At 72.5% G+C, this 14,158-nt stretch carries 11 protein-coding genes; 5 read left to right on the forward strand and 6 right to left on the reverse strand.

Annotation, left to right across the window (positions count from 1 at the left end; all coding sequences use genetic code 11):
* Positions 1–35: 35 nt before the first annotated feature.
* The gene (locus tag ACZ6PY_RS04800) at positions 36–719 is read left to right on the forward strand and encodes an RlpA-like double-psi beta-barrel domain-containing protein (protein ID WP_466069222.1); all 684 of its coding nucleotides are present in this window, start codon (positions 36–38) and stop codon (positions 717–719) included.
* A 70-nt stretch (positions 720–789) separates the two neighbouring features.
* Here ACZ6PY_RS04800 and ACZ6PY_RS04805 read toward each other — a convergent pair whose 3' ends face one another.
* From ACZ6PY_RS04805 to ACZ6PY_RS04825, 5 genes are all read right to left on the reverse strand, one after another.
* Positions 790–1,779: an ABC transporter permease gene (locus ACZ6PY_RS04805; protein ID WP_466069224.1), complete on the reverse strand. Its 990-nt coding sequence runs from the start codon at positions 1,777–1,779 to the stop codon at positions 790–792.
* Entirely contained in the window at positions 1,776–2,666 is an 891-nt protein-coding gene (locus tag ACZ6PY_RS04810) for an ABC transporter ATP-binding protein (RefSeq protein WP_466069413.1), read from the reverse strand. Before ACZ6PY_RS04810 ends, ACZ6PY_RS04805 begins: the two co-directional genes overlap by 4 nt.
* 11 nt (positions 2,667–2,677) lie before the next feature.
* The gene (locus ACZ6PY_RS04815) at positions 2,678–3,094 is read right to left on the reverse strand and encodes a GntR family transcriptional regulator (RefSeq protein WP_466069226.1); all 417 of its coding nucleotides are present in this window, start codon (positions 3,092–3,094) and stop codon (positions 2,678–2,680) included.
* A 352-nt stretch (positions 3,095–3,446) separates the two neighbouring features.
* Positions 3,447–4,718 carry a 4-aminobutyrate--2-oxoglutarate transaminase gene (gene gabT / locus ACZ6PY_RS04820; RefSeq protein WP_466069228.1) on the reverse strand — a complete coding sequence of 424 codons (1,272 nt, stop codon included), beginning with the start codon at positions 4,716–4,718 and terminating at the stop codon, positions 3,447–3,449.
* A gap of 4 nt (positions 4,719–4,722) precedes the next feature.
* Positions 4,723–6,159, reverse strand: a complete 1,437-nt coding sequence (locus ACZ6PY_RS04825) for a gamma-aminobutyraldehyde dehydrogenase (protein ID WP_466069230.1) — start codon at positions 6,157–6,159, stop codon at positions 4,723–4,725.
* Between the two features lie 142 nt (positions 6,160–6,301).
* Between ACZ6PY_RS04825 and ACZ6PY_RS04830 the strand changes: the two genes are divergently transcribed.
* Positions 6,302–7,741 carry an aldehyde dehydrogenase family protein gene (locus ACZ6PY_RS04830; RefSeq protein ID WP_466069232.1) on the forward strand — a complete coding sequence of 480 codons (1,440 nt, stop codon included), beginning with the start codon at positions 6,302–6,304 and terminating at the stop codon, positions 7,739–7,741.
* Between the two features lie 3 nt (positions 7,742–7,744).
* On the opposite strand, the gene ACZ6PY_RS04835 is transcribed toward ACZ6PY_RS04830, so the two are convergent.
* Positions 7,745–8,977: an SUKH-3 domain-containing protein gene (locus ACZ6PY_RS04835; RefSeq protein ID WP_466069233.1), complete on the reverse strand. Its 1,233-nt coding sequence runs from the start codon at positions 8,975–8,977 to the stop codon at positions 7,745–7,747.
* Between the two features lie 80 nt (positions 8,978–9,057).
* On the opposite strand from ACZ6PY_RS04835, the gene ACZ6PY_RS04840 reads away from it, so the two are divergent.
* The 3 genes from ACZ6PY_RS04840 to ACZ6PY_RS04850 are packed head-to-tail and all read left to right on the forward strand — an operon-like array spanning position 9,058 to position 14,140.
* Positions 9,058–9,471, forward strand: a complete 414-nt coding sequence (locus ACZ6PY_RS04840; RefSeq protein WP_466069235.1) for a YbaB/EbfC family nucleoid-associated protein — start codon at positions 9,058–9,060, stop codon at positions 9,469–9,471.
* A gap of 4 nt (positions 9,472–9,475) precedes the next feature.
* Positions 9,476–9,832, forward strand: a complete 357-nt coding sequence (locus ACZ6PY_RS04845) for a hypothetical protein (protein ID WP_466069237.1) — start codon at positions 9,476–9,478, stop codon at positions 9,830–9,832.
* Positions 9,833–9,856: 24 nt separating this feature from the next.
* The gene (locus ACZ6PY_RS04850; protein ID WP_466069414.1) at positions 9,857–14,140 is read left to right on the forward strand and encodes a toxin glutamine deamidase domain-containing protein; all 4,284 of its coding nucleotides are present in this window, start codon (positions 9,857–9,859) and stop codon (positions 14,138–14,140) included.
* Positions 14,141–14,158: the final 18 nt, after the last annotated feature.

Consider the following 14,158-nt stretch of genomic DNA (forward strand, 5'->3'; position numbering starts at 1 on the left):
GTCGAACGAGACCACCGGACGACGGGAGAGACAACGTGAAGGTGCAGCGCAAGCACGTGCTGGCGGCGACCGTGGCACTGGCCGCCTCGGCGGTCGTCGCGGTGGGCACGGGGATGGGGTTCGCGGAGACCACCCCGGCCGGGCAGTCGGCCTGTGCGGGGTCGGTGACCTTCTCGGCGGAGCGCGGAGTGCCGGCGGCCACCAGCGACCGCTTCCCGGTGGGCACCCGGCTGCGGGTGACCAACCTGGACAACCGCAAGGTCGCGACCGTCACGGTGACCGGGCCGTCGGGCAGCTGCGTCCTGCTCAACGCGGCGGCCATGGACCTGGTCCGCGAGCCCGGCAAGAACGTCATCCGCCGCAACCTGGTCGAACGCCTCGACGGCGGCGCTCCGGCGGCCGGCGCGGCGGGGCCGGACGGCGGCGCCCCGATCGGCGAGGCCCGGCCGGGCAACGCCCGGCCCGGCGGCGCGCCCGCCAGCGTCTGCAGCGGGGCGATCACCTTCTCCGCCGAGGGCGGGGCGCCGGCCGCCACCAGCGGGCAGTTCCCGGTGGGCACCCGACTGCGGGTGACCAACCTGGACAACGGCAGGGCGGCGACCGTGACCGTCACCGGGCCGTCGGGAAGCTGCGTGCTGCTCAACGCCGCGGCCATGGACCTGATCCGGGAGCCGGGCAAGAACCTGGTCCGCCGCAACGTGGTGGAGTTGCTGCGCTGACCGCGCCCGGCCCGGCGCCGGGTGGAACGCCGGGGCGGCTGCCACGGGGCGTTCCACCCGGCCGGGCCGCTCAGGCGATCCGGCGGAGCCGGCGTACGGCGAGGTAGAGCAGCAGGGCGGCGAGAGCGACGAAGATGCCGGTCTCGATCCACTGGAACAACCAGAACCGACCGGCCGGCTGGTAGAGCTCCCAGTTGTAGGCACCGGGTTCGACGCCGAGTTCTGCCCCGCAGCGGCGGCCGTCCGGTCCCTGGCCGCCCGGCGGGCACATGATCCGGGTGTCGGCCGCCACCATCTTCCCGTCGGCGTTGCGCACACCGTTGGCGAGGACCCAGTTGCCGCGGTCCTCCTGCAGCGGTTCGGCCCCCTCGATCGGGAAGGTGCGGGTGAGGGCGGGCTGGTAGTGCGGTCTGGCCAGGATCGCCACCGCCGCCCGGACCCCGATGAACGCGGCCAGGGTGACGCCCATGGCGGGCAGCATCCGGCGCCAGAGGGTGCCGGCGAAGATGCCGAGCGCCACCGCGAAGAGGGTGTAGCCGATCGGGGCGATGCCCTGCAGGTCGAAGACGATGAAGCCGAGGCGGCCCTCGTGCGCGGCCTGGGTCAGCGGGCTGACCCACCAGGCCATGCCCAGTCCGTAGCCGATGGCCAGGGTCAGCGTGACGACGACGACCAGGCCGAACTTCACCAGGGCCCATCGCGTCCGGCCGACGCCCTGCGTCCAGGCGAACCGGTGCGTGCCGTGCTCCACCTCCCGGGCGACCAGCGGGGCGCCCCAGAACAGACCGACGAGCACCGGCAGGACCACGAGCAGGACCGCCATCAGGTTCAAGCTCTGGTACTGGTTGGTGAACCGGCGGAACCCCGACTCGCAGCCGTCCGCGGTGGCCTGGTCGGCCCCCGGACGCGCCAGCTGGCTGACGCAGTCCGGCAGCCCGAGCTCGGTGAAGCTGTGCCGCATGGACAGCCCGATAGGGATCATGAGGGCCGCCAGCGCGGCGAACCCGAGGAGGGTGAAGAGCAGCTGCTTGCGGTGCTGCCGCCAGGCCAGCCAGATCATGCCGGCACCTCCCAGGCCGCGTGGCTCGTGGTGGTCTCACCCTCGGCGAGGTGCGCCAGCACGAGGTCTTCCAGCGTCACGTCGTGCACCGTCCACTCCGGAGACAGGGCAGCACCGTTCGTACGGACCAGCAGCGTCGACTGCCGGGCGGTGTGGCTCGCCCGGACCACGGCGTCCACCCCCTCGATCGGTTCGCCGTCGTGCCGGGGCCCGACCAGCCGCCGGTGTGCGGCGACCAGGTCGTCGACCGCGCCCGCCAGGTGCACCCGGGCGGCCTGCAGCACGACCAGGTAGTCGCAGACCCGTTCCAGGTCGGCCAGCAGGTGCGAGGAGAGCAGCACGGTCGTCTCGGACTCGGCGACGCTGCCCATCAGCGACTGCAGGAACTCCCGGCGCGCGAGCGGATCGAGGCTGGCGACCGGTTCGTCGAGGAGCAGCAGCCGGGGCCGCTTCGCGAGTGCGAGCGCCAGCGCGACCTGCGCCCGCTGGCCGCCGGACAGCTTGCCGACGGGCAGCTTCGGCGGGATGCCGAGCTGGGCCAGCCGGTTGCGGGCGAGCGCACCGTCCCAGCGCTTGTTCATCCGGCGGCCCACCTCCACCAGTTCGGCCGCGGTGAAGTCCCGGTAGAGCGGGGTGTCCTGCGCGACGAAGCCGATCTCGGGCAGCACCGACGGGTTGGCGTACGGCGCTTCGCCGAAGATCCGCACCGTGCCGGCGTCCGGCCGCAGCAGGCCGACCGCGAGGTGCAGCAGGGTGCTCTTGCCGGCACCGTTGGGGCCGACGAGGGCGGCGATCCGCCCGGCGGGCAGGCGCAGCGAGCAGTCCCGCAGCGCCCAGGTTCGTCCGTACCGTTTGCCGAGCTGCTCGGCCTCCAGCGCGATCTCCATCAGCTGTCCTCTCATCCTGCTGAGGCGGGTTCGGCACGATTCGTGCCGGCGACGAGCGCGGCCCGCATGGTGGTCTCGACCAGGGCGGTGACGTCTTCCGGGGTGAGTCCTGCGGCGCGGGCGCGGTGCAGCCAGGACACCAGCTCCTCGCGGAGCTCGGCCTGATCGGCCAGGGACGAGCCGGCGATGGTCCGGCGGACGAAGGTGCCGACGCCGGGGCGTCCCTCGACCAGACCTTCGATCTCCAGCTCGCGGTACGCCTTCAGCACCGTGTTCGGGTTGATGGCCAGCGACTGTGCGACCTCGCGGACCTTCGGCAGCTGGTCGCCAGGCGTCAGCAGCCCCACCCGCAGGGCCTGTTTGACCTGCTGGATCAGCTGCACATAGGTGTTCACCTTGGACCGGCCGTCCAGTACGAACTCGATCACGCGACGCCCTTCTATTGTCCTACGACAGTAGGACTATAGAACAGGATCCGCTGTCGTGGTGTCTCTCGACGGGAGTGTCGGGGGTGAGTCGCAGCGTGCCGGGCGTGGGCATCCTGACCGGATACCTCGCGGCCACCCCCGAGCGGGCGCGAGCCGCCGCCGCGACCGGACCGGACGACGACCTGGATCCGCTGCGTTGTGAGAACGAGCTGCGCCGGGTGCGCGGGCGGCGGGCGCGGAGAGGCTCGACGCCTACTGCTGGATGTGCCTGTAGGCGGGGCGGGTGGAACACCACGGGCGGCACCTGGGGGATCGACACCCGTGGTGTTCCACGATCGAGGGCTGACCCCGGTCAGCCGAAGGCGGCCTCCAGGATGTCCAGGCCGCGGGCCAGCTCGTCGTCGGAGATGACGAGCGGGGGCAGGAAGCGCAGCACGTTGCCGTAGGTGCCGCAGGTCAGGGTGAGCAGCCCGGCCGCGTGACAGGCCGCCGAGATCGCCGCCGTGGCGGTCGGGTCCGGGGTCAGCGTGCCCGGCTGCCCGATCTCCACGGCGAGCATCGCGCCACGGCCGCGCACCTCGGCGACGCGCGGGTCGCGGGCGGCGACGGCGCGCAGCCGGTCGACCATCACCGCGCCGATCCGCCGGGCGGCGGCGGCCAGGTCCAGCTCGTGCATGGTCTCGATGGCCGCCAGCGCGGCCGCGCAGGCGATCGGGTTGCCCCCGTACGTCCCGCCGAGGCCGCCCACGTGAACCGCGTCCATCAGCTCCGCGCGGCCGGTGACCGCGGCGAGCGGCAGCCCGCCCGCGATGCCCTTGGCCAGGGTGATCAGATCGGGCTCCACGCCCTCGTGCTGGCAGGCGAACCAGTCGCCGGTCCGGCAGAACCCGGTCTGGATCTCGTCGGCCACGAACACCACGCCGGCGGCGGTCGCCCACGCGCGCAGCGCCGGCAGGAACCCCTCGGCCGGCACCACGAAACCGCCCTCGCCCTGGATCGGCTCGATCAGCAGCGCGGCCACGTTCTCCGCGCCGACCTGCTTCTCCACCATCTCGACCGCCCGGGCCGCCGCGGTCGCCCCGTCGAGGCCGCCGTCGCGCAGCGGGTACGACATCGGCACCCGGTAGACCTCACCGGCGAACGGCCCGAACCGGTGCTTGTACGGCATGTTCTTCGCGGTCAGCGCCATGGTCAGGTTGGTCCGACCGTGGTACGCGTGGTCGAAGACCACCACCGCCGGCCGCCCCGTGGCGTGCCGGGCGATCTTCACGGCGTTCTCCACGGCCTCGGCGCCCGAGTTGAACAGCGCCGAGCGCTTCTCGAACTCGCCCGGGGTCAGCGCGTTGAGCTGCTCGCAGACCGCCACGTACGACTCGTAGGGCGCGACCATGAAACAGGTGTGCGTGAAGCGCTCGACCTGCGCGCGGACCGCCTCGACCACCCGCGGCGCCGAGTTGCCCACGTTGGCCACCGCGATGCCGGCCGCGAAGTCGATCCACTCCCGCCCGTCGACGTCGGTGATCGTGCCGCCGCCCGCGCGGTCGACGTAGGAGGTGATCGTGCTGCCGACGCCCCGGGCCACCGCCGCCCCGCGCCGCTTGTGCAACTCGTCCGAACTCGGCATCGGTTCAGCCCTCGATGTTGTGCATGACGTGCTTGATCCGGGTGTAGTCCTCCAGGCTGTAGACCGAGAGGTCCTTGCCGTGCCCGGAGTGCTTGAAGCCACCGTGCGGCATCTCCGACACGAACGGGATGTGGGTGTTCACCCAGACGCAGCCGAAGTCCAGCCGCCGCGTCATCCGCATGGCCCGGCCGTGGTCCTTCGTCCACACCGAGGCGGAGAGGCCGTAGTCCACGCCGTTGGCCCAGCGCACCGCCTCGTCCTCGTCGGAGAAGCGCTGCACGGTGATGACCGGCCCGAACACCTCGTCCTGGATGATCTCGTCGGCCTGGCGGACCCCGGACACCACGGTCGGCGCGTAGAAGTAGCCGCGCTCGCCGAGCTGGGAGCCACCGGTCTCGACGGTCGCGTGGTCCGGCAGCCGGTCCACGAACCCGCGTACCCGGCCGAGCTGGTTGGCGTTGTTCAGCGGGCCGTAGAGCACGTCCTCGTCGTCCGGCGCGCCGGTCTTCGTGTTGCGGGCCTGCTCGGCGAGGGCCGCCACGAAGTCGTCGTGGATGCCCGGCCCGGCCAGCACCCGGGTGGCGGCCGTGCAGTCCTGACCGGCGTTGAAGTAGCCGCCCACCGCGATGGCCTCGGCCGCCGCCGCCACGTCCGCGTCGTCGAAGATCACCACGGGGGCCTTGCCGCCCAGCTCCAGGTGGGTGCGCTTGAGGTCCGGCGCGGCCGCCGCGGCGACCTCCATGCCGGCCCGGGTCGACCCCGTGATCGAGACGAACTGCGGGGTCGGGTGCGACACCAGCGCCCGGCCGGTGTCCCGGTCGCCGCACACCACGTTGAACACGCCCGGCGGGAGGAACTCCGACGCGATCTCGGCCAGCAGCAGCGTCGACACCGGCGTGGTGTCGGAGGGCTTCAGCACCACCGTGTTGCCCGCCGCCAGGGCGGGGGCGATCTTCCAGACCGCCATCATGAGCGGGTAGTTCCAGGGCGTGACCTGGGCGCAGACGCCGATCGGCTCCCGCCGCACGTACGAGGTGTGCCCGGCCATGTACTCGCCGGCCGAGCGCCCCTCCAGCAGGCGGGCGGCGCCCGCGAAGAACCGGAACTGGTCCACCGCCGGCGGCAGCTCCTCGTCGGCCGTGAGCTGGCGGGGCTTGCCCGTGTTGCGGACCTCCGCGTCGACCAGTTCGGCCGCCCGGGACTCCACGGCGTCGGCGAGCTTCAGCAGGGCCTTCTGCCGCTCGCCCGGCGTGGCGTCGCGCCAGCCCTCGAACGCGGCGGCGGCCGCCTTCATGGCCGCGTCCACGTCCGCGGCCCCGGAGACCGGCGCCTGGGCGAAGACCTCGCCGGTGCACGGGTCGATCAGGTCGGCGAAGCCGCCGTCCACCGGGTCGACGTACTCGCCGTTGACGAAGTTGCGCAGCTGCTGCTGATCGCTCATCAGGTGTCTCCGAGGGGGTGGCCGGGGCGAATGTCAGCGGAGGTTATCGCAATCTGACTGCCATCTTGGCTACTAAATCCGAGGCAGACAAGGGTTTGGGCAACTGTTTCCGCGCGGCCTTGCGTGGTCTACGCTGCGCAGCGTGGAGCCGAGAGCCTTCTATGTCGCCGGCCGCCCCGCCCACGGCGAGGGCGAGCTCACCGTCACCCACCCGTACGACGGCCGCACGGTCGGGCGTACCACCCTCGCCACGCCCGACCAGGTCGAAGTCGCCGTCGCGGCAGCCGCCGGCGTGGTGGCGGCGGCCGCGGCCCTGCCCGCGCACGCCCGCGCGGCCGCCCTCGACCACGTCTCCCGGCGGCTCGCCGACCGGGCCGACGAGGTCGCCGCGCTGATCACCGCCGAGAACGGCAAGCCGGTGAAGTGGGCGAAGGCCGAGGTGGGCCGCGCGGTCTCCACCTTCCGCTGGGCTGCCGAGGAGGCCCGGCGCTTCTCCGGCGAGCTGCAACGCCTCGACACCGACCCGGCGGCTACCGGCCGGATCGCCCTGGTCCGGCGGGTGCCCCGCGGCCCCGTCCTGGGGATCGCGCCGTTCAACTTCCCGCTGAACCTGGTCGCGCACAAGGTCGCCCCGGCCATCGCCGTCGGCGCACCCATCGTCGTCAAGCCGGCCCCGGCCACCCCGCTCTCCGCGCTGCTGCTCGGCGAGATCCTGGCCGAGACCGACCTGCCCGAGGGCATGTTCTCGGTGCTGCCGCTGCCCAATGAGCGCGCCGCCGACCTGGTCGCCGACCCCCGGCTGCCCGTCGTGTCGTTCACCGGCTCCGGGCCGGTCGGCGCGGCCATCCGCCGGGCCGCCCCCGACAAGCACGTCACCCTCGAACTCGGCGGCAACGCCGCGGCGGTGATCTGCGAGGACTGGTCGTCCGACGGGGACCTGACCTTCGCCGCGCACCGCATCGCCACCTTCTCCAACTACCAGGCCGGCCAGTCGTGCATCGCCGTCCAGCGGGTGTACGTGCACGAATGGCTCTACGACGGCTTCCTGCCCCGGCTCGTCGCGGCCGTCGAGGAGTTGCGCACCGGCGACCCGACCTCCGAACTGACCGACGTGGGGCCGCTGGTGTCCGTCGAGGCCGCCGAACGCGTCGAGGCGTGGGTCGACGAGGCGGTCGCCGCCGGGGCCACCATCGAGGTCGGCGGGCGCCGCGACGGCGCCACCTACCCGCCCACCGTGCTCAGCGGGGTGCCGTCGTCGGCCAAGGTGTGCACCGAGGAGGTGTTCGGGCCGGTGCTGGTGGTCGCCCCGGTCACCGACGCCCAGGCCGCGTTCACCGCGGTCAACGACTCGGCGTACGGGCTGCAGGCCGGCGTGCTCACCCACAACCTGCAGACCGCGTTCCTCGCGGCCCGGACGCTCGAGGTCGGCGGGGTGATCGTCGGAGACGTGCCGTCCTACCGGGCCGACCAGATGCCGTACGGCGGGGTGAAGGGCTCGGGCGTGGGGCGGGAGGGGCTGCGCAGCGCCATGGACGACTACACCGAGCCGCGGGTCATGGTGCTGACCGGGGTGAAGCTCTGAGGCTCACCAGGTGCCGTCGTCCCGGACCCGGGCGGGAGCCCGACCGAGCAGCAGCGTGGTGAGGGCGGCGTCGATGTCCGGGCCCAGGAACCACTCGCCGGCCTGATCGAGCGCGAAGATCCGGCCGTGCTCGTCGACGGCGATGATGCTCTCCTGCCGCTCGCTGCCGAGCGGGAACAGCCGGACGCCGAGCACCGCCCCGAAATCGGCGAGGCTGTCGGCGGTGTGGGCCATCTTTCGGGGACGGATGTCGAACCGGGAGATCCACACTTCTTCGCCCGGCCCTTGTCGGGCACCGACCAGGCCGGGAAAGGCGGTGATGGCCTCCAGCGCGGCCGGAAAGGCGTGGTGTGCGTGCCGGCGCCCGCTGACCTCCGTGACCTTCTGGATGGAGGCGGCGGCTGACACCTCGTCGCCGAAGTGCGGCTGCCAGCCGGCGACCACGAGGGCGTTCGCCACCTCGGCCGGGAACCGGCCGGGTTCGGGGTCGTTCTGCGGCTCCGCGTGCCACTCCTCGGCGTAGGCCAGTTCGGGCCAGGGGAGTACGTTGAAGTGCACCAGGAATCTGATGCAGGACTCGCAGCGAAGTTCGCACGGGCCGCCGGCTGGGTCGCCCGGTTCCCGGATGCGGAAGAACTCCATCCGGGCCTTGCCGAGAAGTGATCTGGCCTCTTCCAGGCCGAGCGGGGTGCGACCGGCGGACGTCAGTGCGTGGTCGTGATCGTGCAGGACGTCGGAGACGACGATCATCTCGGCGTGCCGCTCGCCGCCCCGGACCAGGTGGCCGGCGAGCAGATCGTCCAGATAGGACGCGACGAGCGGATGGTGGCGCAGCTCGACGTCGCCCTTGGCGCCCTGCGCTACGTGCGTGCGACCGTCGACGGTGAGGTGGGCCGCGGCGCCGGGCGTGGGCAACCGGGTGATCTGCCGGAGCAGTTGGCCGGCCGGGTCGACGGTGCGCGGCGCCCGGGGTGCGGCCGGGCGGCGCTGCCGGAACATCTGCTCGACGGCGGCGGCCGGCACGCGTGGCCAGGTCGACAGCTCGCCGGTCTCCTTGTCGATGACCGTGGTCGGCAGGTCGCCCGGGAGGGCCCGGGCCTCGGGGGCCACCGTGGACGTGACCAGGTAACCCATGTCGAACTCCTCGACGAACGGAGTGCACGGGAATCCCAGACGCTCGGAATCCCGTCGAGCCCAGACGGCGGCGAGTTCCTCGACCTGCTGTCGTTCGATCACAGCCTGAAGTTACCGGACCCCACGGATTCCGTGGCGCCCGGTATGGTCGGCCCTACTGACGGTGACGGAAGGGGAGCGGCGTGGCCGAGAGCGCGGACCGGGATGCGAACCGCGCGCTGCGTGCGCGGTTCGACGAGGTATACGGCCAGTACCAGCGACTGCGGTCCGGTTTGGACGAACTGCAGAGCAGGCTCGCGGAGCTGCGGGTGACCGAGCGCTCCGACGACGGGCAGGTGACGGCGGTCGTGGGCGCCCGCGGCGAGCTGATCAGCGTCGAGGTCGCTCCCTCGGTGTTCCGCGACCGTGACGCCGGCGCGCTGAGCCGGAAGATCACCGACACCGTGCTGCGGGCGTCCCGCGCCGCGGTCACCGCGACCCGTGAGCTGGTCGCCGGCTACCTGCCGCCCGGCTCGCCGTCGGTGGAGTTCCTGCGTACCCATGATTTCGGGTCATTGCTGGGCCGGGCCGACGCGGTCCTGTCCCGCGGCGAGTGACCGCATGTCCGGCGGGGAGATCTGGCTGAACCCGGACCGGGCCCGGCGCGGCGGCGCCGACCTGGCCCTGGCCGGTGAGGCGGTCACCGCCTCCCGGCGCGAGGCGGGCGACCCGATCGCGGCGGCCGGCGCGCGGCGCCCGTGGGGCCGGGACGACATCGGCGCCGCCTTCGACAAGCACTACCAGGGCTACGCGGAGACCCTGCTGCGCGCCTGGGAGATTCTCGGCCGGTCGCTCGAAGGTCTGGGCGCCGACGTGGTGCGTTCCGTCGTCGCCACTGTCGAGACCGACCTGACCAACGCCCGCCAGATCGGCGGGATCCCGCACCAGCAGCACAACCCGCACCGGCCCTGGCGCTGACCACCGGAGGATCCGCGCGTGAGCATGCTGCCCAGCCCGATCCCGCACCCGCTCGACTACTGCCCCTGGGACGTGCCCGGCTGGATCTACGAGGCGCTGGACTGGGTCGTCGGCGTCGAGTGGCCGGAGGGCGACGAACGGGCCGTCTGGGACCTGGCCGACCAGTGGTACGGCGTCGCCGACGTCCTGGCCGGCCCGCGGGACGACGCCACCACCGCTGCCGGCGAGGTCCGCAGCGGATATGGCGGCGTCGGCCTGGTGGCGCGGGCGTTCGACATCGCCTGGGGCAAGGTCGCCGAGGGGGAGGACGCGCCGCTGCACGTCCTCGTGGCGGCGACCGGCGAGCTGGGCAAGCTGGTCGACTCGTGCGGCTGCGACATCGAGGGCGCCAAGCTCGAAGCCTGGATCGAGCTGGGCATCCTGGTCGTCGAGTTGCTCTCGCTCGCGGTGGCCACCGTGCTGACCATGGGCGCCGCGTCGCCGGCGGCCGGCGCCGCGATCACGGCCAGCCGCGTCGCCGTGCAACAGATCTTCAAGCGGCTGGTGGCGCAGTTGGCCCGTAAGGCCGTCAAGGAGGGGTTGAAGGAGGCCGGCGAGCGGGCCGCCAAGGAGGTCGTCACGAGCGGCGCCCGCGGGCTCGCCCGCCGGGCCGTGCTGGCCGGACTCGTCGAGGCGGGGCAGGAGGCCGGCACCAGCCTGGCGACGCAGGCCTACCAGAACTCGACGGGCCGGCGTGACGGCCTGGACCTGACCGACGTGGGCACGTCGGGGCTCGGTGGCTTCGCCGGCGGGGCGGCGGCGCCGCTGGCCGGCCTCGGTCGGCACGCGCACGGGCGGTTCGCCCGGGTCGGCGAGCACTTCGGGCGGGAGATGGCCGGCGAGACCCTGGCCGAGAGCGCGGCGGGGCTCGCCACCGGTCAGGACCTGTCGCTGGAGGACATCGCCCGGGCCGCGGCCTCCGGCGCCAGCGGCTCCGCCACCGGCCAGGCCGACAACGCACTCCACCACCGGCTCGACGAGAAACTGGCCGGTCTTCCCGCGCAGCCGGTGGACCTGGGGCTTCCGCCGTCCGCCGGTGCCATCCCCTCCCAGCGGATGCCGGACCCGGTCACGCTTTCCGGGGATCCCGGCCCGGTGCCTCATCCCGGAACGGCCGATCCCGCCTCGGTGTCGGACCCTCCGTCGTCGCTCGCGAGCGACGGTCCTCCGGCGATCGCGTCCGTCGACGTTACGGCGGGCGCCGGCGCGACCCCGGATCACCGGGTGGACGTGGCGGTGACAACCGATCCTCCGACGGCGGACGCGACGACGACCCCAGCGCGGGCCTCAGCTGGCCCGGCGCTCTCGGCCGTGGCCGTCGACACTCCCGTTGCCGGGGCGCCCAGTTCCGACACCGCCGAGCCGACGTCCGGCTCCGTCAAGAGCTCCGGGCTGCCCGGCGTCGGCACGTCGACCCAGGCGGCGCCGACGCAGGCGGCGGCCCCGCCGACCGTGGCCGGCCTGCCTGCCGCCGTTGCCCCACCCGCGCACGGGCCGACACCGGCGCCCGCGGACCAGACACCGGTGGGCACCATGACCGGGCAGGTCGGTTCGCCGGCCGCCCCGTCGGCGCACCCGAACCCCGCACCGGCTGCTGGCCCGGGGCCGGGGGCACCGGTCAGCGGACCTGACCCCCGACCCGCGCCGAACCCCCGCTTCCCTCTGCTGGAGGCACTGGCCCCACAGCGTCCCGCGTCCGACCCTCCGTCGACACTGCCCGGCCCCTCTGACCCGCCGCCACCGCGCCGGACGAACCCCCGGGAACGGGCTGCGCGACTCGCCGCCGACCGGGAGGCCCTCGACCGGCGTCGGTACCAGGGCTATTACCGGTCGCAGCGGGAGTGGTACGAGGAGAGCCGCCGCCAGCAGCGGGCGGACTGGCTTCGCGAGCGCGCTGACTACCACGAGGAGCGGGCAAGCGACTGGGGTGCCCAGGCCACCCAGTTTGATCGCGCCGGCCGGGAGTTGGCCGCCGCCCGGTGGCACCGAGAGGCGCGCGAAGCCAGCATCGAGGCTCTTGATCTGCGTGAGGAGGCACAGCGCGTCCTCGCCGGATCAGTGGTGCCAACCGAGGTGGTGGTCGAGGACGACGTCGACTTCTATCGGATCAATGACGATGTCGCCGACCTCGCACTCGGTGCCGTCGAGACAGCAAACCACTCGGCGCTGACCGGCGACGGTCATCCACCGCCCATCGACCGCTCGCGCCGGTACGGCATGCGGGGCGGCCTCCGGCCACCGCTCGCGCTGCACCAGACCGACCTGGAGCGCCAGATGCCGCGGCATCCCGACGGCAGCGTGGTGCGGACGGCCGATCCGCGCCGGGGCGGATGGTTCCGGCTGGCGAACGACGGCGGGCCCGCCGCGGACGCCACCCGAGGCATCAACTGCCTGGACTGCACGTTGTCGCTCTTCGAGACCTGGATGCACGGCCGGCCGCGGGTCTCCGCGCCGCGTACCTTCGACGGCTACCTGCTAGGGGACGTCCATCGGCCGGTGGGCGGTGAGGCGGACGGACCGCGCCGGGTCGAGGAGACCACCGGCGGCCGGTTCCAGAATCTCTGTCCCGCCGCACTGCCGGACGCCCCTCATCACGAGGCGCGCGGAGTGATCGAGGGCGGTTACCGCGACCTGCACGGGCAGCTCCTGGCGGGCGGCCACGGGAGCTACGCGTTCCTCATCACCACCTTCGAGGGCGGGGGCTCGCATGCCTGGGTGGCGCTGAACCAGGACGGCGCGGTCCTCTACCTCGACCCGCAGACCGGCCGGATGAGCACACATCCGCTCTACACCCACAGTGGTGTCCGCGACCCGCACAACGTGGTGGGCGTCGACGCGCTGGTGCTCGGTCCCGACGGTCGTCCGATGCCGCTCGCGGGCCGGCCGCCAGGCGACTACAACGTCCTGCCCGACCCGGTGGAACCATCGCCGCCGCCCCGACCGCTCGAACCACCACCACCGCCCGAGGATGGCGATTCGCCGGACTTCAACCACGTCCACCTGCTCGGCGAAACCGCCACCTTCCACCACCGGCCGGACGGCACCTCGTTCCCCGGCAGCGCACCGGACAGCGAGCCGCAGGCGGTCCGGACATGGAACGCGCACCGCGACGCGCACGCCGACCGGATCGCCGCCGGCCTGTACGTGCGGGATGCGCTGGTCGCGAGCGCCAGCCTGGACGAGGTCTTCGCCGCCGGGGTGACGCCTGTCGAACTGGCGCAACACGTCGACGGGCCGACACTGCAACGGCTGGTGCCGGAGCTGGACCCGGCGGCGGCCGGTGACCTGACGCGACTGCTCGCCGACCCGCGCGTCAGGCAGATGCTCGACCACACGTGGGAGGCGCCACCCCGCCACGAGGAATTGCTGGCCGAGACGCTGGTCCGGCAGCTCACGCAGCGCCCCGACCTGGTCCGGATGATCCTCTCGACACCGGAACTCGCCAACTCGCTGACCGCCCGCCCGGTGACCCTCCACCACCTGGCCAGCCATCAAGAGGCGATCAACGTTCTGGGCGGAGTGCTGAATGACATCGCAGCACAAGGGCCCAAGGCGGTGATCACGCCGGAACCGCCGGAGCCGCTACCCACGCCCGTCACCGAACAGCAACGCCGGATTTCTGCTGCTATAGCGGGTCGCGGACAGGCTAACGTGCAGTTGAGTTTCGACATTTCCCGGCGTGATGACGAGACCTACCTGCTTGCCTACGTCGATCAGCTCTATGCCGACGCCGCTGTGGCGCAGCGCGAACTTAATGAGCTCGCCATCGCCGTTGCCGGGGACCATGGGCAGCCCCATTGGAGGACGGAGCCCAAGAGCCGTGAACGGGTGCAGGACAAGCTTGTGGAATACGCCAACGACGCATCCCGGCTCAAGGACCTCGCTGGCGCCAAGGTGCAGTTTCGCAGACTCGATGACGTCTACCGAGCCCTGGCGCAACTGGCCGACGACCCGGAGGTGGTGATCCTCCACATCAAGGATCGATTCCTCAAGCCGCAGGAGAGTGGCTATCGCGACATGCTGTTGAACCTCCGCATGTCGAACGACCATGTTGCGGAGCTTCGGCTGCACCTTGCTGCGCTCGACGAGGTGGCGGAGTGGGAACATGCCCTGTACGAAGTTCGGCGAGATCTTGAAGTGCTGCCCGAGGCGGGCGGCCGTCCGTTGACGGATGGTGAGCGAGCTGTCCGGGACGGACTGTTACGGCGGGCGCAAGACATCTACTGGCAAGCATTGAGTGAAACGCTCGGGGAGGCACCACCACGATGAGCCGGCCGAGAGGTTTGA

The organism is Micromonospora sp. NPDC048907 (assembly GCF_055586885.1).

Excerpts from the sequence above, each read along its gene's own strand:
- ACZ6PY_RS04845 (WP_466069237.1), top strand. The coding sequence starts at position 9,476 with ATGTCCGGCGGGGAGATCTGGCTGAACCCGGACCGGGCCCGGCGCGGC.
- ACZ6PY_RS04805 (WP_466069224.1), bottom strand. The coding sequence starts at position 1,779 with ATGATCTGGCTGGCCTGGCGGCAGCACCGCAAGCAGCTGCTCTTCACC.
- gabT (WP_466069228.1), bottom strand. The coding sequence starts at position 4,718 with ATGCCGAGTTCGGACGAGTTGCACAAGCGGCGCGGGGCGGCGGTGGCC.
- ACZ6PY_RS04810 (WP_466069413.1), bottom strand. The coding sequence starts at position 2,666 with ATGGAGATCGCGCTGGAGGCCGAGCAGCTCGGCAAACGGTACGGACGA.
- ACZ6PY_RS04850 (WP_466069414.1), top strand. The coding sequence starts at position 9,857 with ATGCTGCCCAGCCCGATCCCGCACCCGCTCGACTACTGCCCCTGGGAC.
- ACZ6PY_RS04825 (WP_466069230.1), bottom strand. The coding sequence starts at position 6,159 with ATGAGCGATCAGCAGCAGCTGCGCAACTTCGTCAACGGCGAGTACGTC.